At 59.0% G+C, this 20,683-nt stretch carries 22 protein-coding genes and 1 other RNA gene; 15 read left to right on the top strand and 8 right to left on the bottom strand.

Going from position 1 to position 20,683, the window contains the following annotated elements:
- The coding region (locus JN524_RS08060) for a M10 family metallopeptidase (protein ID WP_202369025.1) at positions 1 to 1,063 on the bottom strand (1,063 nt) is incomplete at its 3' end.
- A 205-nt stretch (positions 1,064 to 1,268) separates the two neighbouring features.
- Here JN524_RS08060 and JN524_RS08055 point away from each other — a divergent pair.
- Both JN524_RS08055 and JN524_RS08050 read left to right on the top strand, forming a co-directional pair.
- Positions 1,269 to 1,913, top strand: coding sequence for an MBL fold metallo-hydrolase (locus JN524_RS08055; RefSeq protein WP_202369024.1), 645 nt, complete (start codon positions 1,269 to 1,271; stop codon positions 1,911 to 1,913).
- Between the two features lie 114 nt (positions 1,914 to 2,027).
- Positions 2,028 to 2,762: an OmpA family protein gene (locus tag JN524_RS08050; protein ID WP_007961595.1), complete on the top strand. Its 735-nt coding sequence runs from the start codon at positions 2,028 to 2,030 to the stop codon at positions 2,760 to 2,762.
- Between the two features lie 255 nt (positions 2,763 to 3,017).
- Here the strand turns inward: JN524_RS08050 and JN524_RS08045 are convergent, their stop codons facing one another.
- On the bottom strand, positions 3,018 to 3,452 hold the full coding sequence (locus tag JN524_RS08045; RefSeq protein ID WP_027612195.1) for a YhcB family protein: 435 nt from the start codon (positions 3,450 to 3,452) through the stop codon (positions 3,018 to 3,020).
- Positions 3,453 to 3,596: 144 nt separating this feature from the next.
- Between JN524_RS08045 and JN524_RS08040 the strand changes: the two genes are divergently transcribed.
- The 3 genes from JN524_RS08040 (at position 3,597) to zapE (ending at position 6,791) form a co-directional block, all read left to right on the top strand.
- The gene (locus JN524_RS08040; RefSeq protein WP_202369023.1) at positions 3,597 to 4,226 is read left to right on the top strand and encodes an alpha/beta hydrolase; all 630 of its coding nucleotides are present in this window, start codon (positions 3,597 to 3,599) and stop codon (positions 4,224 to 4,226) included.
- Between the two features lie 24 nt (positions 4,227 to 4,250).
- Positions 4,251 to 5,606, top strand: coding sequence for a tryptophan--tRNA ligase (locus JN524_RS08035; protein ID WP_202369022.1), 1,356 nt, complete (start codon positions 4,251 to 4,253; stop codon positions 5,604 to 5,606).
- A gap of 90 nt (positions 5,607 to 5,696) precedes the next feature.
- Positions 5,697 to 6,791, top strand: coding sequence for a cell division protein ZapE (zapE, locus tag JN524_RS08030; RefSeq protein ID WP_041074841.1), 1,095 nt, complete (start codon positions 5,697 to 5,699; stop codon positions 6,789 to 6,791).
- Positions 6,792 to 6,931: 140 nt separating this feature from the next.
- Here zapE and JN524_RS08025 read toward each other — a convergent pair whose 3' ends face one another.
- A complete protein-coding gene (locus JN524_RS08025) occupies positions 6,932 to 7,828 on the bottom strand; it encodes a GlxA family transcriptional regulator (RefSeq protein WP_171061848.1) in 897 nt (298 codons plus the stop codon).
- A gap of 250 nt (positions 7,829 to 8,078) precedes the next feature.
- Between JN524_RS08025 and JN524_RS08020 the strand changes: the two genes are divergently transcribed.
- Positions 8,079 to 9,215 (top strand): acyl-CoA dehydrogenase family protein, encoded by a 1,137-nt coding sequence (locus JN524_RS08020; protein WP_003228064.1) that lies wholly within the window; start codon positions 8,079 to 8,081, stop codon positions 9,213 to 9,215.
- Positions 9,216 to 9,303: 88 nt separating this feature from the next.
- Here JN524_RS08020 and JN524_RS08015 read toward each other — a convergent pair whose 3' ends face one another.
- Positions 9,304 to 10,344 carry an NADP(H)-dependent aldo-keto reductase gene (locus JN524_RS08015; RefSeq protein WP_202369021.1) on the bottom strand — a complete coding sequence of 347 codons (1,041 nt, stop codon included), beginning with the start codon at positions 10,342 to 10,344 and terminating at the stop codon, positions 9,304 to 9,306.
- Between the two features lie 244 nt (positions 10,345 to 10,588).
- Between JN524_RS08015 and rplM the strand changes: the two genes are divergently transcribed.
- The 7 genes from rplM (at position 10,589) to JN524_RS07980 (ending at position 15,475) form a co-directional block, all read left to right on the top strand.
- Positions 10,589 to 11,017, top strand: coding sequence for a 50S ribosomal protein L13 (gene rplM / locus JN524_RS08010; RefSeq protein ID WP_003228062.1), 429 nt, complete (start codon positions 10,589 to 10,591; stop codon positions 11,015 to 11,017).
- Positions 11,018 to 11,031: 14 nt separating this feature from the next.
- Entirely contained in the window at positions 11,032 to 11,424 is a 393-nt protein-coding gene (rpsI, locus tag JN524_RS08005; RefSeq protein ID WP_003228056.1) for a 30S ribosomal protein S9, read from the top strand.
- A gap of 270 nt (positions 11,425 to 11,694) precedes the next feature.
- Positions 11,695 to 12,288, top strand: a complete 594-nt coding sequence (gene petA / locus JN524_RS08000; RefSeq protein WP_003228055.1) for a ubiquinol-cytochrome c reductase iron-sulfur subunit — start codon at positions 11,695 to 11,697, stop codon at positions 12,286 to 12,288.
- Positions 12,288 to 13,499 carry a cytochrome b gene (locus JN524_RS07995; RefSeq protein ID WP_202369020.1) on the top strand — a complete coding sequence of 404 codons (1,212 nt, stop codon included), beginning with the start codon at positions 12,288 to 12,290 and terminating at the stop codon, positions 13,497 to 13,499. Before petA ends, JN524_RS07995 begins: the two co-directional genes overlap by 1 nt.
- Positions 13,499 to 14,281 carry a cytochrome c1 gene (locus JN524_RS07990; protein ID WP_202369019.1) on the top strand — a complete coding sequence of 261 codons (783 nt, stop codon included), beginning with the start codon at positions 13,499 to 13,501 and terminating at the stop codon, positions 14,279 to 14,281. Before JN524_RS07995 ends, JN524_RS07990 begins: the two co-directional genes overlap by 1 nt.
- Before the next feature lie 146 nt (positions 14,282 to 14,427).
- Entirely contained in the window at positions 14,428 to 15,045 is a 618-nt protein-coding gene (locus JN524_RS07985) for a glutathione S-transferase N-terminal domain-containing protein (protein WP_007961620.1), read from the top strand.
- Between the two features lie 16 nt (positions 15,046 to 15,061).
- A complete protein-coding gene (locus JN524_RS07980) occupies positions 15,062 to 15,475 on the top strand; it encodes a ClpXP protease specificity-enhancing factor (RefSeq protein WP_027612189.1) in 414 nt (137 codons plus the stop codon).
- Positions 15,476 to 15,673: 198 nt separating this feature from the next.
- Here JN524_RS07980 and JN524_RS07975 read toward each other — a convergent pair whose 3' ends face one another.
- The 4 genes from JN524_RS07975 to JN524_RS07960 form a co-directional block, all read right to left on the bottom strand.
- Positions 15,674 to 16,252, bottom strand: a complete 579-nt coding sequence (locus JN524_RS07975; RefSeq protein WP_007961621.1) for a BON domain-containing protein — start codon at positions 16,250 to 16,252, stop codon at positions 15,674 to 15,676.
- Entirely contained in the window at positions 16,249 to 16,842 is a 594-nt protein-coding gene (locus JN524_RS07970; RefSeq protein WP_007961622.1) for a phosphoheptose isomerase, read from the bottom strand. Before JN524_RS07970 ends, JN524_RS07975 begins: the two co-directional genes overlap by 4 nt.
- A gap of 104 nt (positions 16,843 to 16,946) precedes the next feature.
- The gene (locus JN524_RS07965; protein ID WP_007961623.1) at positions 16,947 to 17,309 is read right to left on the bottom strand and encodes a YraN family protein; all 363 of its coding nucleotides are present in this window, start codon (positions 17,307 to 17,309) and stop codon (positions 16,947 to 16,949) included.
- Positions 17,309 to 19,120, bottom strand: a complete 1,812-nt coding sequence (locus JN524_RS07960; RefSeq protein WP_202369018.1) for a penicillin-binding protein activator — start codon at positions 19,118 to 19,120, stop codon at positions 17,309 to 17,311. The genes JN524_RS07965 and JN524_RS07960 overlap by 1 nt, the downstream gene beginning before the upstream one ends.
- 177 nt (positions 19,121 to 19,297) lie before the next feature.
- On the opposite strand from JN524_RS07960, the gene rsmI reads away from it, so the two are divergent.
- Both rsmI and rnpB read left to right on the top strand, forming a co-directional pair.
- Complete coding sequence (rsmI, locus tag JN524_RS07955; protein ID WP_202369017.1) at positions 19,298 to 20,203, top strand: 16S rRNA (cytidine(1402)-2'-O)-methyltransferase; 906 nt, start codon at positions 19,298 to 19,300, stop codon at positions 20,201 to 20,203.
- Positions 20,204 to 20,276: 73 nt separating this feature from the next.
- An RNA gene (gene rnpB, locus JN524_RS07950) (RNase P RNA component class A) lies at positions 20,277 to 20,630 on the top strand.
- Positions 20,631 to 20,683 lie beyond the last annotated feature (53 nt).

Genomic DNA, 20,683 nt, shown 5'->3' with positions numbered 1-20,683 from the left:
TTTCGGTCAGCGAGGTGCCGGTCTCGACAACCACGTCACCGATGTTGTCGACGTAGTAAGTGTCGTTGCCGGCACCGCCGATCATGGTATCGGCGCCGGCCATACCGTTGAGGGTATTATTCAGATCGTTGCCGGTCAGCTTGTCGTTGAAAGCCGAGCCAATGGCGTTCTCGATCTTGGCACCAATCGCGATCCCGAGTCCGTCATTGACCAAGGTGTTGTTGGTGAGGTCGGTGAAGGCTTTGCCGATCTGACTGTAGGCGCCCTCATTCAAATTGATGTTGACGGCTGCGAGCTGGTTGCTGCCATCAATGGTGTCATTGCCACCTGCATCCCAGATCGTCTCGAAGACGGACTGGTTGGCATCCCATTTGTAAACGTTGTCGCCGGTTTGCCAAAGCATGTTGGCGCCATACAGGCTTTGCATCGCAATGATGTCCAGCACCATTGGCGTCGTTGGCTGATAGGAGTAGTTGCTGTTGTAACTCATCACGGTGAAGTGAACGTCATCAAACGACGGATCGAGCAATTGTTTGTTGGCTGCACTTGTATCGAAAGGATGCTTGAGGCCCAGGGCATGTCCGATTTCATGCACAAACGTCAGGTAATCGTAGGTGCCCTTGACCGGATTCGGATCATCGGTAGCCATCCCGACCCATACATCGCCCGCAGCGGGCAGGTTGTCAGGAAAGTAAGCCCACGCCGCCGTTTTGTTGTCCATCAACCGATAGCCACCGAAGCGCAGATCACCCACAGTGCCCAGGTTATCGCTGGTGAGGGTGAAATTGATGTTGGCAACGGCGCTCCACGCCCCCAGGGCCCCGATAATCGAAGTCTTCTGCGCGGTCGTCAGTTCATACAGTGCGTTGTATTCATTCTTAGGGCTGTAATTGGTGGCGAAATACGAAGTCCCCGGAGCCATGAAGCTATAGCTGAGGTTGGTCGCCCCGAACGGATTCCAGTCGGATCCGAGCCAGAATTTACCGGCAATAAGGCTGTCGACGAGCGCATTGCCAGTCAGTGAAGCGGGAAACGTGAAGGAGTACGTCAAGGGCGTAGGCATGCGGGGATTTCCTGAGTGCGCTGCGGCCCTTCCTGAATGCGACCGCTACAAAAAAATGCGATTTTGCACCAGAAACAATACATTTGACATCATTGAGCCATCATTTTTCGGATTGGTGGCGTCAAATAACTGACCGGGCGATCTGTATCGGCATGTGCAGTAGAATTCTGAAATAAGCCACACGACCGTTCGTCCAGGAATTTTCATGACTGCTCTCAGCTCTACACTCATCCGCGAAACCTTCCCCGTCGGCCCGCTCCAGTGCAACTGCACGATCATCGGCGACCCGCTCACTAAAAAAGCCATCGTCGTCGACCCGGGCGGCAATCCTGACCTGATCATGGCGCGCCTCGATGCTCACGGTCTGAAAGTCGTCAGCATCATCCACACCCACGCGCATCTCGATCACTTCCTCGCCTCCGGGCAGATGAAAGAGAAAACCGGCGCGACCCTGCACCTGCACAAGGAAGACCAGTTCCTGTGGGATAACCTCGAGATGCAATGCCAGATGTTCGGCGTGCCTTACACCCCGGTACCGTCGCCGGATCGCTGGTTGAGCGACGATGAAGAACTGGCCTGCGGCTGCGGCGTGGCGCTGCATACCCCGGGACATACACCCGGTTCAATGAGCTTTTGGTTTTCCGAGGCTAAGCTGTTGATTGCCGGCGACACGTTGTTTCGTCGCGGGGTAGGGCGCACGGATTTGTGGGGCGGCGATCAGGCGACCATCGTGCGATCGATCAAGCAGCGGCTGTACACCCTCGACGAAGACGCAATCGTGGTTACCGGGCATGGTCCGGACACGCGTCTTGGAGATGAAATGCGCGAAAACCCGTTCGTGCGCGCCTAAACATTTTGTCACGAGTGTGCGGCGGAATTTTTCGGCATTGTCATGATCCAACGCCCGCACAGGTCTATTGCCTAGGGCCGCTGCCACACAGAATGCGAAAACCAGGAGCTCTTCATGTTCACCACGCCTCGTTTGATTATTGTTGCTACCGCTGTAGCCATGTTGGCCGGCTGCGCCTCGCCCAACCCGTATGACAATCAGGGGCAGGCCGACGGTGGCTCGCAAGGCATGAGCAAAACCGCCAAGTACGGTGGCCTCGGCGCTCTGGCCGGTGCCCTGGCGGGTGCCGCCATCGATCACAACAACCGTGGCAAGGGCGCCCTGATTGGCGCGGCGGTGGTCGGTGCATCGGCCGCGGGTTACGGTTACTACGCCGACCAGCAAGAGAAAAAGCTGCGCGCCAGCATGGCCAATACCGGGGTTGAAGTGCAGCGCCAGGGCGATCAGATCAAACTGATCATGCCGGGCAACATCACCTTCGCCACCGATTCGGCGAACATCGCCCCAAGCTTCTACCAGCCGCTGAACAACCTGGCGAACTCGCTGAAAGAGTTCAACCAGAACCAGATCGAAATCGTCGGCTACACCGACAGCACCGGCAGCCGCCAGCACAACATGGACCTGTCCCAGCGTCGTGCGCAGAGCGTGGCGACCTACCTGACTTCTCAAGGTGTCAGCGGTGCCAACCTGTCGGCCCGTGGCGCCGGCCCGGATAACCCGATTGCCAGCAACGGTGACGTCAATGGCCGCGCGCAGAACCGCCGCGTCGAGGTCAACCTGAAAGCGATTCCGGGTCAGCAGTATGGTGGTCAGCAGCAACAGCCGGGGACGGTTCAGCAGTATCCGTAAGTGAATGCTTGAGTGAAGAAATGCCCGGTCTTGTGACCGGGCATTTTTTTTGGTTTGCCCGTGCTGGCCCTTTCGCGAGCAAGCCCGCTCCCACAGGGATGGGTGTTGTTCAAAGAATCTGCGTTCACCACATGACCCTGTGGGAGCGGGCTTGCTCGCGAAGGGGCCGGACAAACACCCTCAAATCATCAGATACAAAAAAAGCCCCCGGACAACCGAATTGTCCGGGGGCTATTTGCTTGCAGCGAAGACTGATTACTTCTTCAAACCATAATGCTCATCGAGCATGCCAGGCGAGTTCGGGGCTTTCGGTGCGTAGTCGCGTGGCGGCTCCTGATCGCGCGGTGGCGTCAGACGTTCGCGCGGTGCCTGCGCGGCATCGGCGTGCAAAGCGGCGATCAGGCGTTGACGGGTCTGCTCGTCCAGGGCCAGGCGGTTGGCGCCCTCGGCGAGATGATCCTGTACTTCCTGATAGCTCTGGGTCAGCTTCTTGACCAGCGTCGCGGTGCTGTTGAAGTGGGTGACCACCTCGTTTTGATAGCTGTCGAAACGCTCCTGGATATCATCCAGTTGACGCTGCGTGCGGCTCGGCGCGGCATTCGGTGCGACGCGAGCGATCAGGAATCCAATGGCGACACCCACAACCAGGGCAAGAGTCGGTAACAACCAAACTAAGAGCGAGTGTTCCACGAGTCCTTCCTCTATAAACGGCTTTGCTTTACGTTAACGGCTCGAACCTGCGCTGTATACCGCGATTCACTCGCAATAGATTGGCACAGACAATTTGCTAGACGAGTCGACCCGATTCGAGGTCACGGAGTTCCTTCCTTGCTGATGCGTGAAACCCCTGTAGTGATTGATGGCCCAGTCGGCCAAATCGAAGCGCTGTACCTCGATAACGAGCAGCCAGTCGGCATCGCGCTGATATGCCATCCAAACCCGGTGCAGGGCGGCACCATGCTCAACAAGGTCGTCTCGACCCTGCAGCGCACTGCGCGCGACGCAGGTTTGATCACCTTGCGCTTCAACTATCGCGGCGTCGGTGCCAGCGAAGGCTCCCACGACATGGGCAGCGGTGAAGTCGACGACGCTCAGGCTGCCGCAGCATGGCTACTGGAAAAGCATCCGGAGCTGCCGCTGACCCTGTTCGGTTTCTCCTTCGGCGGATTTGTTGCAGCAAGTCTCGGCGGTCGTCTCGAAGCCCAGGGCGTGCAGCTCAAGCAGTTGTTTATGGTCGCGCCGGCGGTGATGCGCCTGAGCGATCAGGATCAACTGCCACAGCACGGCGAGCTGACCGTGATCCAGCCGGAAACCGACGAAGTGATCGATCCGCAGTTGGTCTACGACTGGTCGGAAAAACTCCAGCGCCCCCATGAGCTGCTGAAAGTGGCAGAATGCGGACACTTTTTTCATGGCAAGCTGACCGATCTCAAGGATCTGATCCTGCCGCGTCTCTCGAATTGATTGCAGTCTGACAAGCGATTACCCATGACGAACCGTACCCGTATCCTCACCGGCATCACCACCACCGGCACGCCGCACCTGGGCAACTACGCCGGCGCCATCCGCCCGGCGATCCTCGCCAGCCGCGACAGCAATGCCGATTCGTTCTACTTCCTGGCCGACTACCACGCCCTGATCAAATGCGATGACCCGCTGCGCATCCAGCGCTCGCGTCTGGAAATCGCCGCGACCTGGCTGGCCGGTGGCCTGGATGTCGACCGTGTGACCTTCTATCGCCAGTCCGACATCCCGGAAATCCCCGAGCTGACCTGGCTGCTGACCTGCGTCGCCGCCAAGGGCCTGCTCAACCGTGCGCATGCCTACAAGGCCTCGGTGGACAAGAACGTCGAGAGCGGTGAAGACCCGGATGCCGGGATCACCATGGGGCTCTACAGCTACCCGGTGCTGATGGCGGCGGACATCCTGATGTTCAACGCGCACAAGGTGCCGGTCGGTCGCGACCAGATCCAGCACGTGGAAATGGCCCGTGACATCGGTCAGCGCTTCAACCACCTGTTCGGCCAGGGCAAGGAGTTCTTCACTATGCCTGAAGCGCTGATCGAGGAAAGCGTGGCGACCTTGCCGGGCCTCGACGGGCGCAAGATGTCGAAGAGCTACGACAACACCATCCCGCTGTTCACCAGTGCCAAAGAGATGAAGGACGCGATCTCGCGGATCGTCACCGACTCCAAGGCGCCGGGCGAGGCCAAAGATCCGGACAACTCGCACCTGTTCACTCTGTTTCAGGCGTTCGCCACACCGGCGCAGGCGGACGAGTTCCGTAGCGAACTGCTCGGCGGTCTGGGTTGGGGCGAGGCGAAGAGTCGTCTGTTCCAGTTGCTCGACAATGAACTGGGCGAGTCCCGCGAGCGCTATCACCAACTGATCGAGCGCCCTGCGGATCTGGAAGACATCTTGCAACACGGCGCGAAAAAAGCCCGTGCGGTGGCGACGCCGTTCCTCAACGAACTGCGTGAAGCGGTCGGCCTGCGTTCGTTCGTCAATCAGGTGCAAGTCGCGGCGACTACCAAGAAGAAAGCCGTGAAAGCTGCACGTTTCGTCAGCTTCCGTGAAGACGACGGCAGCTTCCGCTTCCGTCTGCTGGCGGCCGATGGCGAGCAACTGCTGCTGTCGCGCAACTTTGCCGACGGCAAAACCGCCGGCCAGGTGACCAAGCAACTGCAGGCCGGTCAGGCGCTGGACATCCGCAATCAAGACCTGAGCTTCAGCGTGTGGTTGGAAGGTGAGTGCGTTGGCGACAGCCCGGCGTTCGCCGATGCTGCTGCGCGGGACGCGGCTGTCGAAGCTCTGCGCGTTGCACTGACCCCGGTTCAGGACTAATCCGCGGCGCGGCCCGACCAAGGGCTGATTGCCATTCCTACGGGCCGTCGCTACAGTGACGGCCCGTTTTTGTTGCCTTGCTAACGAATTATGACGCCCCTAGAACGATATCAAGCTGATCTGAAACGCCCGGACTTCTTCCATGACGCCGCGCAGGAAACTGCCGTGCGTCATCTGCAGCGCCTGTACGACGATCTGATCGCGGCCGAGCAGAACAAGCCGGGTTTGCTGGGCAAGCTGTTTGGCAAGAAGGATCAGACGCCGGTCAAGGGCCTGTACTTCTGGGGCGGCGTGGGTCGCGGCAAGACTTACCTGGTCGACACCTTCTTCGAAGCGCTGCCGTTCAAGGAAAAGACCCGCACCCACTTCCACCGCTTCATGAAGCGCGTGCACGAAGAGATGAAAACCCTCGGCGGCGAGAAAAACCCGCTGACCATCATCGCCAAGCGCTTTGCGACCGAGTCACGAGTGATCTGCTTCGATGAATTCTTCGTCTCGGACATCACCGACGCGATGATCCTCGGCACGCTGATGGAAGAGCTGTTCAAGAACGGCGTGACCCTGGTCGCGACCTCGAACATCGTCCCGGACGGCTTGTACAAGGACGGTCTGCAGCGCGCGCGGTTCCTGCCGGCCATTGCACTGATCAAGCAGAACACCGAAATCGTCAACGTCGACAGCGGCGTCGACTACCGTCTGCGCCACCTCGAACAAGCGGAGCTGTTCCACTATCCGCTGGACGAAGCCGCGCACGAAAGCCTGCGCAAGAGTTTCAAGGCCCTGACACCGGAATGCACCGCAGCGGTGGAAAACGATGTGCTGATCATCGAGAACCGCGAAATCCGTGCCCTGCGCACCTGCGACGACGTGGCCTGGTTCGACTTCCGCGAACTGTGCGACGGCCCGCGCAGCCAGAACGATTACATCGAGCTGGGCAAGATCTTCCACGCCGTGCTGCTCAGCGGCGTCGAGCAGATGAGCGTCACCACCGACGACATCGCCCGGCGTTTCATCAACATGGTCGACGAGTTCTACGATCGTAACGTCAAGCTGATCATTTCTGCCGAAGTCGAATTGAAAGACCTGTACACCGGCGGACGCCTGACATTCGAATTCCAGCGTACGCTCAGCCGTCTGCTGGAGATGCAATCGCACGAATTCCTGTCCCGGGCGCATAAGCCTTAAACAGATTCGGCATACAAAAAAGGGCCTGCAATTGCAGGCCCTTTTTTGTGCGCGGAACAATCAAAAGATCGCAGGCTTCGCCAGCTCCTACAGGTGCATCCCAATCTGTAGGAGCTGCCGCAGGCTGCGATCTTTTGCTTTTAGGCGGCCTGCTGAAACTGCTGCCGATACTGGTTCGGCGACAGCTCCGTATGCTGGCGAAACAGCCGCGCAAAGAAACTCGCATCGTCGTAGCCGACCTCATAACTGATGGTCTTGATGCTCTTGCGGCTGCCGGACAGCAAGCCCTTGGCGGTCTCGATGCGCAGGCGTTGCAGGTAGTGCAGCGGTTTGTCGCCGGTCGCGGTCTGGAAGCGGCGCATGAAGTTGCGGATGCTCATGCCGTGCTCGCGGGCCACGTCTTCGAAGCGGAACTTGTCGGCGAAATGCTCTTCGAGCCAGTGCTGGATCTGCAGGATGATCACGTCCTGGTGCAACTTCTGCCCACCGAACCCGATACGTCCCGGCGAATAGCTGCGCTGCACTTCATACAAAATGTCGCGGGCCACGGCTTGCGCCACGTTGGCGCCGCAGAAGCGTTCGATCAGGTAAATATAGAGGTCGCAGGCCGAAGTGGTGCCGCCGGCGCAATACAGATTGTCGGCGTCGGTCAGGTGCTTGTCCTGATTGAGGTACACCTTGGGGAAGCGTTCGGCGAAGGCATTGAAGAAACGCCAGTAGGTGGTCGCTTCCTTGCCGTTGAGCAATCCGGCCTCGGCCAGCCAGAACACACCGGTGGCTTCGCCGCAGAGCACGGCACCGCGGGCATGCTGCTCGCGCAACCATGGCAAGATCTGCGGATAACGGCCGCAAAGGGTTTCGAAATCGTCCCAGAACGCCGGGAGGATGATGACATCGGCGTTTTCCAGGCCGCCGTCCACTGGCATCATCACGTCACTGAAGCTGTTCACCGGTTTGCCGTCGGGGCTGACCAGGCGGGTTTCGAACGCCGGTGTCAGGCCGTGGCCCAGTTGTTTGCCATAACGCAGGCTGGCCAGATGGAAGAAATCCTTGGCCTGCATGAGAGTGGATGCGAAAACCCGGTCGATTGCCAGGATGCTGACGCGCCGCAAGGGCGTGGAGACTTGCTTGGACATAATTCAACTTTTGTTTTGTTTTTATAAGGGAAAGTGGTCACCAGACGGCTGGATCGTCTTATTTTTTGTCGGATGTGTCCAGTGTCCTGTGTCGGAGGTGAGGCTTAGTCTCTGAAGGTCATATCCCTCCAACAAGAATGAAAGGTGCCGCATGATCCCCAGAACCTTGTTCAGCTCCGAGCACGAATTGTTCCGCGACAGCGTACGAACCTTCCTCGAAAAAGAGGCCGTGCCGTTCCATGCGCAATGGGAGAAACAAGGCCATATCGACCGCAAGCTGTGGAACAAGGCCGGGGAGGCGGGGATGCTCTGCTCGCACCTGCCGGAAGAATACGGCGGCCTGGGCGCGGACTTTCTGTACAGCGCGGTGGTGATCGAAGAGGTCGGTCGCTTGGGTCTGACCGGTATCGGTTTCTCGCTGCACTCGGACATCGTCGCGCCGTACATCCTGCATTACGGCAGTGAAGCGCTGAAGCACAAATACCTGCCGAAACTGGTCTCGGGCGAGATGGTCAGCGCGATTGCCATGACCGAGCCGGGTGCCGGTTCCGACCTGCAAGGGGTCAAGACCACGGCAGTGTTGGATGGTGACGAGTACGTGATCAACGGCTCCAAGACCTTCATTACCAACGGCTTCCTCGCTGATTTGGTGATCGTGGTCGCCAAGACCGATCCGAAGGCCGGCGCCAAGGGCACCAGCCTGTTTGTGGTAGAGGCGAATACGCCGGGCTTCGAGAAGGGCAAACGCCTGGAGAAGGTCGGAATGAAGGCCCAGGACACGTCGGAATTATTCTTCCAGGACGTGCGTGTACCGAAAGAAAACCTGTTGGGTCAGGCCGGGGCAGGGTTTGCCTACCTGATGCAGGAATTGCCGCAGGAACGTCTCACGGTGGCGATCGGTGGTCTGGCCTCAGCCGAAGCGGCGCTGAAGTGGACGCTGGATTACACCCGTGATCGCAAGGCGTTCGGCAAGGCGATCGCCGACTTCCAGAACACCCGCTTCAAACTGGCGGAAATGGCGACGGAGATTCAGATCGGCCGAGTATTTGTCGACAAGTGCCTGGAACTGCACCTGCAAGGCAAGCTCGACGTTCCGACAGCGGCAATGGCCAAATACTGGGGCACCGACCTGCAATGCAAGGTGCTCGACGAGTGCGTGCAGTTGCATGGTGGCTACGGCTTCATGTGGGAATACCCGGTGGCCCGGGCGTGGGCGGATGCGCGCGTGCAGCGCATCTATGCCGGCACCAATGAGATCATGAAGGAGATCATTGCGCGGTCGCTGTGAAAGGCTGAAAAGATCGCAGCCTGCGGCAGCTCCAACACAGGATCGGTGTGAACCCTGTAGGAGCTGCCGAAGGCTGCGATCTTTTTACTTACGGCGCCGGATTCGGATGATCCTTGTGAATCGCCTCGATCCCCGCCAGCACTTCATCGGAAAGTTTCAGATCAAAACTGGCAATGTTGCTGTCCAGTTGCGCAAGCGTCGTCGCGCCAATGATGTTGCTGGTGACGAACGGTTGCTGGGTGACGAACGCCAGCGCCATCTGCGCCGGATCCAGGCCGTGTTCACGGGCCAGCGCCACGTAACGGCTGCAGGCTGCTTCCGATTGCGCGTTGAAATAGCGGCTGAAGCGGCTGTAGAGGCTCAGGCGACCTTTCGGTGGACGAGCGCCACCTTCGTACTTGCCGGACAGGAAACCGAACGCCAGCGGCGAGTAGGCGAGCAGGCCGCACTGTTCACGGATGGCGATTTCCGCCAGGCCGATTTCGAAGCTGCGGTTGAGCAGGTTGTACGGGTTCTGGATCGACACCGCACGCGGCCAGCCACGGGCTTCGGCCAGGGCAAGGAAGCGCATGGTGCCCCACGGCGTCTCGTTGGACAGACCGATGTGGCGGATCTTGCCGGCCTTGACCTGCTCGTCGAGGGCTTCGAGGGTGTCTTCGAGCGGTGTCAGGTTGGCTTCGATCTTGTGCTTGTAGCCCAGCTGTCCGAAAAAATTGGTGCTGCGCTCCGGCCAGTGCAATTGATACAGGTCGATGTAATCAGTCTGCAGGCGCTCAAGGCTGGCATCCACCGCGGCGGTGATGTGCTGGCGGTTGTGGCGCAGGTTTTTGTCACGGATGTAGTCGATGGTGTTGCCGGGGCCGGCGATCTTGCTGGCGAGGATCCAGTCGGCGCGATCGCCGCGACGCTTGAAGTAGTTGCCGATGTAGCGCTCGGTGGTGGCGTAGGTTTCGGCTTTCGGCGGCACCGGGTACATCTCGGCGGTGTCGATGAAATTGATCCCGGCTTCCTTGGCTCGCTCGATCTGGGCGAAGGCTTCGGCTTCGGTGTTTTGCTCGCCCCAGGTCATGGTGCCGAGGCAGATTGCACTCACGTTCAGGTCGGTACGGCCTAGCTGGCGATAGTCCATCGGGTGCTCCTTGGGCAAAACAATCATAAAAGCAGGTTGAAAAATTTTTCGCAATCTGCATAATTGCCGACCTCTTTCTGCAGTGGAAGTGATGCGCCGCCGCCGAAGAATCTTGCCGTTGAACGGACGCGCCGACCCGAGCCCCCGAAAGCGTCTGTATCCGGCTGCCTTTGACTTGTCAAAGTACGCACTATTCAGTAAGATCCGCCGTCTTATTTACAGGCGGCCCCTGAGGCTATAAAGAATGAAAACTTTTACTGCTAAACCGGAAACAGTAAAGCGCGACTGGTTTGTCGTCGACGCTGCTGGTCAGACCCTGGGTCGTCTGGCCACCGAAATCGCGAGCCGTCTGCGTGGCAAGCACAAGCCTGAGTACACTCCTCACGTTGACACCGGCGACTACATCGTCGTAATCAACGCCGAGCAGATCCGTGTTACCGGCGCTAAAACCACTGACAAAATGTACTACTCCCACTCCGGTTTCCCGGGCGGCATCAAGTCGATCAACTTTGAAAAGCTGATCGCCAAAGCCCCTGAGCGCGTGATCGAGACCGCGGTTAAAGGCATGCTGCCTAAGAACCCGCTGGGTCGTGACATGTACCGTAAGCTGAAAGTCTATGCGGGCGCTGCACACCCTCATACTGCTCAGCAGCCCCAAGAACTGAAGATTTAACGGAATAGTTCATTATGTCGGCGACTCAAAATTACGGCACTGGCCGTCGCAAGACCGCAACCGCACGCGTTTTCCTGCGTCCGGGTACTGGTAACATCTCCATCAACAACCGTTCGCTGGATAACTTCTTCGGCCGCGAAACTGCCCGCATGGTAGTTCGTCAGCCGCTGGAGCTGACCGAGACTGTCGAGAAATTCGACATCTACGTCACCGTGATCGGCGGTGGTGTAAGTGGTCAAGCTGGCGCAATCCGCCACGGCATCACTCGCGCTCTGATGGACTACGACGAAACCCTGCGTAGCGCTCTGCGCAAAGCTGGCTTCGTTACTCGCGACGCCCGTGAAGTTGAACGTAAGAAAGTTGGTCTGCGTAAAGCGCGTAAGCGTCCGCAGTACTCGAAGCGTTAATTCGTTTCCACGTTCAAAAAAGAACGCCCGATTCCTCACGGAACCGGGCGTTTTTTTATGCCCGCGATTTATCAAAAGAATTGCGCTGTGACAACTTGCCACATTCGTAGACCCCCTATACTGCAAGGCTTGAGGGTATGAGCTCCGGGTAATTCCCTTGTCAGAATTGGGGCTTTTCATTACCATCTCGGCAAAATTTTTATAAGTAACATTGATTTATTTAGTAGATGCCTGATTTAACAGGCCACAAAGCTGATGGGAGAGGACTGAATGAGCAATGACGGCGTGAATGCAGGCCGGCGTCGCTTCTTGGTAGCAGCCACATCCGTGGTGGGTGCTGCAGGAGCGGTGGGGGCTGCGGTCCCGTTCGTGGGGTCATGGTTTCCCAGTGCCAAGGCGAAAGCCGCCGGTGCACCGGTGAAAGTGAATGTCAGCAAGATCGAGCCAGGACAGCAGATGATTGCCGAGTGGCGCGGCCAGCCGGTGTTCATTGTCCGCCGTACTGCGGAAATCCTGGGGAATCTCAAGAAGATCGAGGGCCAGCTCTCCGATCCGACTTCCAAAAACTCCACGCAACCTACCTATGTCGATCCTGAAGTGCGTTCGATCAAGCCGGAAATTCTGCTGCTGATCGGGATCTGCACGCACCTGGGTTGCTCACCAACCTTCCGTCCCGAAGTGGCACCTGCGGATCTGGGTAAAGACTGGGTCGGTGGCTATTTCTGCCCTTGCCACGGTTCCCACTACGATCTGGCTGGCCGCGTCTACAAGTCGCAACCTGCGCCTTTGAACCTGCCAGTTCCCCCGCATTCCTATGAGACCGATGACCTGATTGTCATTGGCGTCGATACGGAGAAAGCGTGATGAGCAAGTTCATGGATTGGGTGGATGCGCGCTTCCCCGCGACCAAAATGTGGGAAGACCATCTCAGCAAGTATTACGCGCCAAAAAACTTCAACTTCTTCTATTTCTTCGGCTCCCTGGCGCTGCTGGTGCTGGTCAACCAGATCGTCACCGGTGTCTGGCTGACGATGAGCTACACCCCGTCGGCAGAAGAGGCGTTCGCCTCTGTCGAATACATCATGCGCGATGTCGAGTACGGCTCGATCCTGCGTCTGCTGCACTCGACCGGCGCGTCGGCGTTCTTCATCGTGGTCTATCTGCACATGTTCCGTGGCCTGCTCTACGGTTCGTATCAGAAACCACGCGAACTCGTCTGGGTGTTCGGCATGCTGATCTACCTGGCGCTGATGGCCGAGGCCTTCATGGGTTATCTGCTGCCGTGGGGCCAGATGTCCTACTGGGGTGCCCAGGTGATCATCTCGCTGTTCGGTGCGATTCCGGTGATCGGTAACGACCTGACCCAGTGGATTCGTGGTGACTACCTGATCTCCGGAATCACCCTGAACCGCTTCTTCGCCCTGCACGTCGTAGCGCTGCCGATCGTGATTCTCGGTCTGGTGGTGCTGCACATTCTGGCGCTGCACGAAGTGGGTTCGAACAACCCTGATGGCGTCGACATCAAGAAGCACAAAGACGAAAACGGTATCCCGCTGGATGGCATTGCCTTCCATCCGTACTACACCGTGAAAGACATTGTCGGTGTGGTGGTGTTCCTGTTTATCTTCTGCTTTATCGTGTTCTTCTTCCCGGAAATGGGCGGCTACTTCCTCGAAAAACCAAACTTCGAGCAAGCCAACCCGTTCAAGACGCCTGAGCACATTGCACCGGTCTGGTACTTCACGCCGTTCTACGCGATCTTGCGTGCGATCCCGGACAAGCTCATGGGCGTGATCGCCATGGGCGCCTCGATTGCCATGCTGTTCGTGCTGCCGTGGCTGGATCGCAGCCCGGTCAAATCGATGCGTTACAAGGGCTGGATGAGCAAGATCTGGCTGGTGGTGTTCTGCATTTCCTTCGTGATCCTCGGCATTCTGGGCGTACTGGCCCCGACGCCGGAGCGCACGCTGGTGTCGCAGATCTGCACCTTCCTGTACTTCGCCTACTTCATTCTGATGCCGTTCTACACCAGGCTCGAGAAGACCAAACCGGTTCCGGAAAGGGTGACTGGCTGATGAAAAAGTTATTTTTTGCTCTGATTTTTGCTGCTCTGCCTGTGCTGTCTTTCGCCGCTGAACACGGTGGTCCCGAGCTGGAAAAAGTCGATATCGACCTGTCCGACAAGGCTGCCCTGCAAGATGGTGCGCGGACCTTCGCCAACTATTGCATGGGTTGCCACAGTGCCAAGTTCCAGCGTTACGAGCGAGTGGCGGATGACCTCGGCATTCCCCACGAAATGATGCTCGAGAAGCTGGTGTTCACCGGCGCCAAGATCGGCGACCACATGAACATCGGCATGCAACCTACGGACGCCAAGACCTGGTTCGGTGCTGCTCCGCCGGACCTGACCCTGGTGGCTCGCGTACGTGGCACCGACTGGCTCTACGGTTACCTGCGCTCGTTCTACGAAGATCCGGCGCGCCCATGGGGCGTGAACAACAAGGTCTTCCCGAACGTCGGCATGCCTAACGTGCTGGTCGGCCTGCAAGGGCGTCAGGTGGTGGGCTGCAAGCAGGTGCAGATCGTCGAGGACGGCAAGAAGCAATACGATCCGCTGACCGGTACGCCGCTGACACATGAAGCGTGCGATCAGTTGACCATCGTGCCGAAATCCGGTGCTCTGAACGAAGAGCAGTTCGATGAGAAGGTCAAGAATCTGGTAACCTTCCTGGCTTACTCGGCTAACCCGGTTAAGCTGCAACATCAGCGCATCGGTACTTACGTCTTGCTGTACCTGGCGTTCTTCTTTGTGTTCGCCTACCTGCTCAAGCGTGAATACTGGAAAGACGTGCACTGATACGCTTCAAGCATTGCTGTTAATCGCGCGCGCCCAAGGGCGCCTCCGATAACGCGACACCTGGTTCGCCAGGCGTTGCGGGAGGCGCCCTCTGGGCGCGCGCGTTTTTCCGGTTCCAATCATTTCAACAAGCGAGGAGGATCGCCATGGGCGTGACCAATCGGTTGGCCTGTTACTCCGACCCCGCCGACCACTATTCCCACCGAGTGCGCATCGTGCTTGCAGAGAAGGGTGTCAGCGCCGAAATCATTTACGTGGAAGCTGGTCGCCAGCCGCCTAAACTGATTGAGGTGAACCCTTACGGCAGTCTCCCGACACTGGTCGATCGCGACCTGGCGTTGTGGGAGTCGACCGTGGTGATGGAATATCTGGATGAGCGTTACCCGCATCCGCCGCTGATGCCGGTTTATCCGGTGGCGCGTGCCAACAGTCGTCTGCTGATTCACCGTATTCAGCGCGACTGGTGTGGTCTGGTGGATCTGATTCTTGATCCCAAGTCCAAGGAGGCCGCGCGTGTCGTGGCGCGTAAGGAATTGCGTGAAAGCCTGACGGGCGTGTCGCCGCTGTTTGCCGACAAGCCGTTTTTCCTCAGTGAGGAACAAAGTCTGGTGGATTGCTGCCTATTGCCAATACTCTGGCGTTTGCCGATTCTGGGTATTGAACTGCCGCGGCCGGCCAAGCCGCTGCTTGATTATATGGAGCGCCAGTTTGCGCGTGAGGCTTTCCAGGCGAGTCTGTCTGGCGTCGAACGCGATATGCGCTAAGGCTTAAGGAGCCGCTATGAACTCCAGTCGACCTTATCTGGTCCGCGCGCTCTACGAGTGGATTGTGGATAACGATTGCACCCCGCACATGTTGGTCAATTCCGAATACCCGGCAGTCCAGGTGCCGCAGGGTTTCGCCAGTGACGGGCAGATTGTTCTGAACATTTCGCCCAGCGCAGTGCGGCACTTGCACATGGACAACGACGTGGTGACCTTCGAGGGTCGCTTCGGTGGCGTTCCGCACAGTCTGTATGTGCCAATCAGCGCGATTCTGGGCATCTACGCCCGGGAGAACGGGCAGGGCATGGTGTTCGATCTCGAGTCGCCGATGGATGACGAAGACGATATCGAGCCCGATGACGACTTGCCGCCACCGGGCAGCGAGCCGCCGCGACCAAGCGGCCGGCCAAGCTTGAAAGTGGTGAAGTAATAAAAAAGGCGACCCGAAAGGGTCGCCTTTTTTATTACGTAGGAGCTGCCGCAGGCTGCGATCTTTTGATCTTGTTTTTCAAGACCAAGACCAAGACCAAGACCAAGACCAAGACCAAGACCAAGACCAAGATCAAGATCAAGATCAAGATCAAGATCTAAAGATCGCAGCCTGCGGCAGCTCCTACATGGGTATCGGTCAGTCGATGTATTCGAACAGCTTCACGATTTTCTGCACACCGGAAACGCTCTGCACCAGGTTGGTCGCCTGTTGGGCTTCCTGCTTGGTCAGCAGGCCCAGCAGATAGACGATGCCGTTCTCGGTCACGACCTTGATGCGCGAGCCGGGAATGCTGGCATCGGTCAGCATCTGGGTCTTGATCTTGGTGGTCAGCCAAGCGTCGTTCTGGCGGGCGAGGAAGCTGGACGGCGCAATCACTTGCAGCTCGTTGTGCACCTTCTTCACGCGCTGGACGTTGGCGGCGGCCTGTTCAGCCTTGGCCTTGAGGTCTTCGCGCGGCGTCTGGCCGGCGAGCAGCACCACGCCGTTGAAGCTGGTGACGACGATATGCGAGTCCTTGTCCAGGCCTGGGTCGGCCTTGGCCACGTTGACGCCGACTTTGGTCTCGATCAGCGAGTCATCGATTTTGCTGCCGAAGGTTCGGGTGCCGCGGTCGTCTTCAATCGGTGCCTCACGGCTGGCATTCACCACCGAGGTGCAGCCGCTGATGCCGAGGCACAGGGTCAAGGCCAGAAGGCCAAGGCGATTAGGGGTCATTCTTCACTCCCGAACAGTTGGCTGTCGATCAGATCGCAGAGGCAATGGATCGCCAGCAGATGGACTTCCTGAATACGTGCAGTGACATGGGCCGGTACGCGAATCTCGACATCTTCAGGCAGCAGCAGCGAAGCCATGCCGCCGCCATCGCGGCCAGTCAATGCTACGACAATCATTTCGCGATCATGTGCGGCCTGGATCGCCTGAATAATGTTGGCCGAGTTACCGCTGGTCGAAATCGCCAGCAATACGTCGCCTGGTTGACCCAGTGCGCGGATCTGCTTGGAGAACACTTCGTTGTAGCTGTAGTCGTTGGCGATCGAGGTGATCGTCGAGCTGTCGGTGGTCAGGGCGATGGCCGGCAGGCTTGGGCGTTCGCGTTCGAAGCGGTTGAGCAGCTCCGAGGAGAAGTGCTGGGCGTCGCCGGCAGAGCCGCCGTTGCCGCACGAAAGCATTTTGCCTTCGTTGAGCAGGGCGTTGACCATGATCTGGCTGGCTTGCTCGATGTGCGGTGCAAGTACGTCCATCGCCTGTTGCTTGGTGTCGATACTGGCCTGGAAAAGCTGGCGAATTCGGGATTGCATGTCCATCTGTGTGACCTTAAGTGGCGCGGCTGTTCGGCACGTGAATGTGCAGCCCGCAAAGCAAAGAGCAAAAATTGTCGGTGAAAGTGTCCGGGGTGGTGTGCAGAGAATCAACCATCGAACGCATTCTGCAACCAGTTCAACTGATCCGGGTGCCTGTCGATGGCCACCACGTCGAAGCGGCAAGGGGAATCAGCCCAGCGTGACTCACGCTGAAGAAAATACTGCGCGGCGAAAATCAGTTTCTGCCGTTTGCGCTCATCGATGCTAGCGAGCGCGCCACCCCATTGAGTGTTTTTTCTGTAGCGGACTTCGACGAATACTACTGTATCGCCATCAAGCATGACCAGATCAAGCTCGCCCCGTTTGCATGACCAGTTCTGCGCCAGCAGGCGCAGACCCTGGTGTTGCAGATGCTCGAGCGCCTGGCGCTCGGCATCCTTGCCGCTTTGCAGGTGCGAGCCGTCGGGCATCAGCGCGGGGTGTCCGGCAGGCGTTGAACCTGACCGTTGACGAACTGCGCCCATGGCAGCTGACGTACGACGCGTTGGGTCTGGGTCATGCCCAGGCTTCCCGACTGACCTTCGATGCGGCTGTCCGGCAGCGCCTTCAACTGACCCAGGCGCGGTGCCAGGCGGTAGGCATCGACGCCCATGGCGTACAGGCGGCCGAGGCTGCCGGCCGCTTGTGGCCATTGTGCGGTGACTTGCTGGCGCAGCGGGTCGTTGGCTTCCAGCAACCATGGAGTTTCGCAGAAGCGCACGCCGTTCATGTCGTTGTACTGGTTCACATCGCCGCTGGCGCTGTAGACGTGGGACGTTGCGTACACCGGAACGTCACCGGCGTACTGGAAGTTCAGGGTCGGCTTGATCTGCTGCGCCTGTTGCGGGGTGGCTGCGAGGAAGATGAGCTCGATGTCCTGACGACGCGACGGCTGCGCGGCTACGTTGGTGCCAGCGGCGTTCTGCAGGCTCTTGGCGCGGGCTTCGCTCTGACGCAGCTGGAACATGTCGGCGATCTGCTGGGCCAGTTGCACCGGCTGATCAACACGTTCGGTGGCCACGATGCTGCCGCCATTGGCTTGCCAGTCCTGGCTGAACGCACGCAGTACGCGGTCGCCCCATTCACCTTTCGGCACCATGATCGCCGCGCGATGCAGGCCGTCGGCGCGGGCACGACGCGAGACTTCGCGGGCTTCGTCTTCAGCCGCCAGACCGAACTGGAACAGTTGCGCCGGACCCTGATCACCTTCGCTGTAGTTCAGTGCGAGGGTGGTGATTGGCAGTTGCGGACGGGTGCTCAGTTGTTTGACCAGCGGCTTTTCCAGCGGACCGACCACCAGTTGCACGCCATCAGCCTGGGCCTTGCGGTAGAACTCGTCCATCGAGGTCAGCTTGGAGCTGTCATAGAACTCGATGGCAGGCGGCTTCTGGCCGGCCTGTTGCGCTTGATAGTGCGCCGCCATGAAGCCTTCACGCAGGGCCTTGCCGACCGAGGCCAGTGGGCCGTCTTGCGGCAGCAGCAGGGCAATCTTGCTCAGGGGCTGGCTGGCCAGTTCCTTGAGTTTGGTCAGTGGCAGCGGCAGGTTGATCGCAGCCGGGTGTTTTGGATTCTGCGCGCGCCAGGCATCGATCGCCGCTTGCTGCTGTTCCAGGGTGCCGGCGGTTTTCACGGCCAGGGCCAGACCCATCCAGCCGCCGAGATCGTCGGAGGTGTTGGGTTGCAGCTGATCGGTCGGCAGCGAAGCGATCAGGGTCCAGATCGCTTCGTGGTTCTTGCTTGCGACTTCGCCTTTGAGCATCGGTGCGATGAAGATGCGCTCGCGAGCGGCAGCCAGGGTCTGGCCGTCGGCTTCCAGTGCGCGGGCGTGCACGGTGCCGGTGCGCACTTGCTGATCTTCCGGCATTTCGCTCAGGTGCTGCAGGCTCGGATGACTCAGGGCGGTCAGCGCAGCTTTAGGCTGATTGCGGGTCATCGCCAGTTCAGCGGACAGGGTGCTGGCGAAGATCTGCTGGCCCGGCTTCAACTGCTCCATCGGCACTTGTTGCAGGATCTGCGCGGACTGGCCGGCGTTGCCCTGGCGATAAGCCAGATCGGCTGCGCTCAGGCGCAACAAGGCGGCTTTTTCCGGCGTCTTGGCCTGGGTCGCCTGTTCGAGCAGTTGCTCGATGCTGGCGTCCGGGGTCCGTGGAAGTTCGCCAAGGCTGGAGGAAGGGGAGCTGGCGCAAGCCGCCAGCAAGGCAGCGAGGCAGAGGGCAGTGAACAGCCGCAGGCAAGCGATCATGTAAGTGTTCCTGATACTCGATCAAATTAGCGTGGAATTGTACCCAAGCACTGGCCGGGGCGCGATGTTACTGGCGTGAATCAATCAATTTAGCTGGAGTAAATGTTGCGGCGGCGCCCAACGGCGTGCAGAACCGCGCTCGGCGCATACGGTTCGCAAGCCTCGTGACGCGTTACAATGCCGGCTTTTACCGAACACGAGGTGTGCGCTTTGACTTCTCCAGGTCCATTGAATTCCGCTGCTGGCTCGCTTTATGTGGTGGCGACGCCCATCGGCAACCTGGACGACATCAGCGCCCGGGCTCTGAAAATCCTTCGCGAGGTTGCACTGATCGCCGCCGAAGACACGCGGCACTCGGCGCGGCTGATGCAGCACTTCGGCATCTCTACACCGTTGGCCGCCTGCCACGAACACAACGAACGTGATGAAGGTAGCCGCTTTATTACCCGTTTGCTGGCGGGCGATAACGTCGCGCTGATTTCCGATGCCGGGACGCCACTGATTTCCGATCCGGGTTACCACCTGGTGCGTCAGGCGCGGGCGGCAGGGATCAATGTGGTGCCGGTGCCGGGTGCCTGTGCTTTGATCGCGGCGCTGTCGGCGGCGGGCCTGCCCTCCGACCGGTTCATCTTCGAAGGCTTCCTGCCGGCCAAGTCGGCAGGGCGCAAGGCGCGCCTGGAAGCGGTCAAGGAAGAGCCGCGCACGCTGATTTTCTACGAGGCCCCGCATCGTATTCTCGAATGCCTGCAGGACATGGAAGCGGTGTTCGGTGGCGAGCGTCAGGCGTTGCTGGCCCGGGAAATCACCAAAACCTTCGAGACCCTCAAAGGCCTGCCGCTGACTGAGTTGCGTGCATTTGTCGAGTCCGACAGCAATCAGCAGCGCGGCGAGTGCGTGGTGCTGGTGGCGGGCTGGTCTGCACCGGAGTCTGAAGATGCGGTCAGCAGCGAGGCGATGCGCGTGCTCAATCTGCTGCTCGAAGAGATGCCGCTCAAGCGCGCTGCCGCCCTGGCCGCGCAAATCACCGGCGAGCGCAAAAACGTCCTGTATCAGGTCGCACTGGAGCAGCAGAAGGGCGGGTAACCCGTCGCGCAGACGGGTTTCACGGCTATTAGCGCTTGTTCTTCGGGCGCTCTGCCGTTAACCTGCGCGGCGGAGAGTCGATCGGACAGTCGCTGCCCTCTATGAAAATTAGGGGGGGGAGGAAAGTCCGGGCTCCATAGGGCGAAGTGCCAGGTAATGCCTGGGAGGCGTGAGCCTACGGAAAGTGCCACAGAAAATAACCGCCTAAGCGCTTCGGCGCCGGTAAGGGTGAAAAGGTGCGGTAAGAGCGCACCGCACGTCTGGCAACAGTTCGTGGCTAGGTAAACCCCACTTGGAGCAAGACCAAATAGGGTCCCAAGGCGTGGCCCGCGCTGGGACCGGGTAGGTTGCTAAAGATGTCCAGTGATGGCCATCGTAGACGAATGACTGTTCAAGACAGAACCCGGCTTACAGATCGACTCTCCACCTTTTTCTTTCCCTGCTTGAATCAATGGCATCAGGGCTGGTTATTATCGGCAG

Source organism: Pseudomonas sp. MWU318 (genome assembly GCF_016756945.1).
Lineage (GTDB): Bacteria > Pseudomonadota > Gammaproteobacteria > Pseudomonadales > Pseudomonadaceae > Aquipseudomonas > Aquipseudomonas putida_A.
The sequence above is the reverse complement of the archived record's forward strand: the minus strand, read 5'-3'. Positions and strand labels throughout refer to the sequence as shown.

Excerpts from the sequence above, each read along its gene's own strand:
- JN524_RS07975 (WP_007961621.1), bottom strand. The coding sequence starts at position 16,252 with ATGACCCCTAATCGCCTTGGCCTTCTGGCCTTGACCCTGTGCCTCGGC.
- JN524_RS07985 (WP_007961620.1), top strand. The coding sequence starts at position 14,428 with ATGGGCGTGACCAATCGGTTGGCCTGTTACTCCGACCCCGCCGACCAC.
- zapE (WP_041074841.1), top strand. The coding sequence starts at position 5,697 with ATGACGCCCCTAGAACGATATCAAGCTGATCTGAAACGCCCGGACTTC.
- JN524_RS08035 (WP_202369022.1), top strand. The coding sequence starts at position 4,251 with ATGACGAACCGTACCCGTATCCTCACCGGCATCACCACCACCGGCACG.
- JN524_RS07965 (WP_007961623.1), bottom strand. The coding sequence starts at position 17,309 with ATGCCCGACGGCTCGCACCTGCAAAGCGGCAAGGATGCCGAGCGCCAG.
- rsmI (WP_202369017.1), top strand. The coding sequence starts at position 19,298 with ATGCCGGCTTTTACCGAACACGAGGTGTGCGCTTTGACTTCTCCAGGT.
- rpsI (WP_003228056.1), top strand. The coding sequence starts at position 11,032 with ATGTCGGCGACTCAAAATTACGGCACTGGCCGTCGCAAGACCGCAACC.
- JN524_RS07960 (WP_202369018.1), bottom strand. The coding sequence starts at position 19,120 with ATGATCGCTTGCCTGCGGCTGTTCACTGCCCTCTGCCTCGCTGCCTTG.
- rplM (WP_003228062.1), top strand. The coding sequence starts at position 10,589 with ATGAAAACTTTTACTGCTAAACCGGAAACAGTAAAGCGCGACTGGTTT.
- JN524_RS07995 (WP_202369020.1), top strand. The coding sequence starts at position 12,288 with ATGAGCAAGTTCATGGATTGGGTGGATGCGCGCTTCCCCGCGACCAAA.
- JN524_RS08040 (WP_202369023.1), top strand. The coding sequence starts at position 3,597 with ATGCGTGAAACCCCTGTAGTGATTGATGGCCCAGTCGGCCAAATCGAA.
- JN524_RS08055 (WP_202369024.1), top strand. The coding sequence starts at position 1,269 with ATGACTGCTCTCAGCTCTACACTCATCCGCGAAACCTTCCCCGTCGGC.
- JN524_RS07990 (WP_202369019.1), top strand. The coding sequence starts at position 13,499 with ATGAAAAAGTTATTTTTTGCTCTGATTTTTGCTGCTCTGCCTGTGCTG.
- JN524_RS08020 (WP_003228064.1), top strand. The coding sequence starts at position 8,079 with ATGATCCCCAGAACCTTGTTCAGCTCCGAGCACGAATTGTTCCGCGAC.
- JN524_RS08015 (WP_202369021.1), bottom strand. The coding sequence starts at position 10,344 with ATGGACTATCGCCAGCTAGGCCGTACCGACCTGAACGTGAGTGCAATC.
- JN524_RS08050 (WP_007961595.1), top strand. The coding sequence starts at position 2,028 with ATGTTCACCACGCCTCGTTTGATTATTGTTGCTACCGCTGTAGCCATG.
- petA (WP_003228055.1), top strand. The coding sequence starts at position 11,695 with ATGAGCAATGACGGCGTGAATGCAGGCCGGCGTCGCTTCTTGGTAGCA.
- JN524_RS07970 (WP_007961622.1), bottom strand. The coding sequence starts at position 16,842 with ATGGACATGCAATCCCGAATTCGCCAGCTTTTCCAGGCCAGTATCGAC.
- JN524_RS07980 (WP_027612189.1), top strand. The coding sequence starts at position 15,062 with ATGAACTCCAGTCGACCTTATCTGGTCCGCGCGCTCTACGAGTGGATT.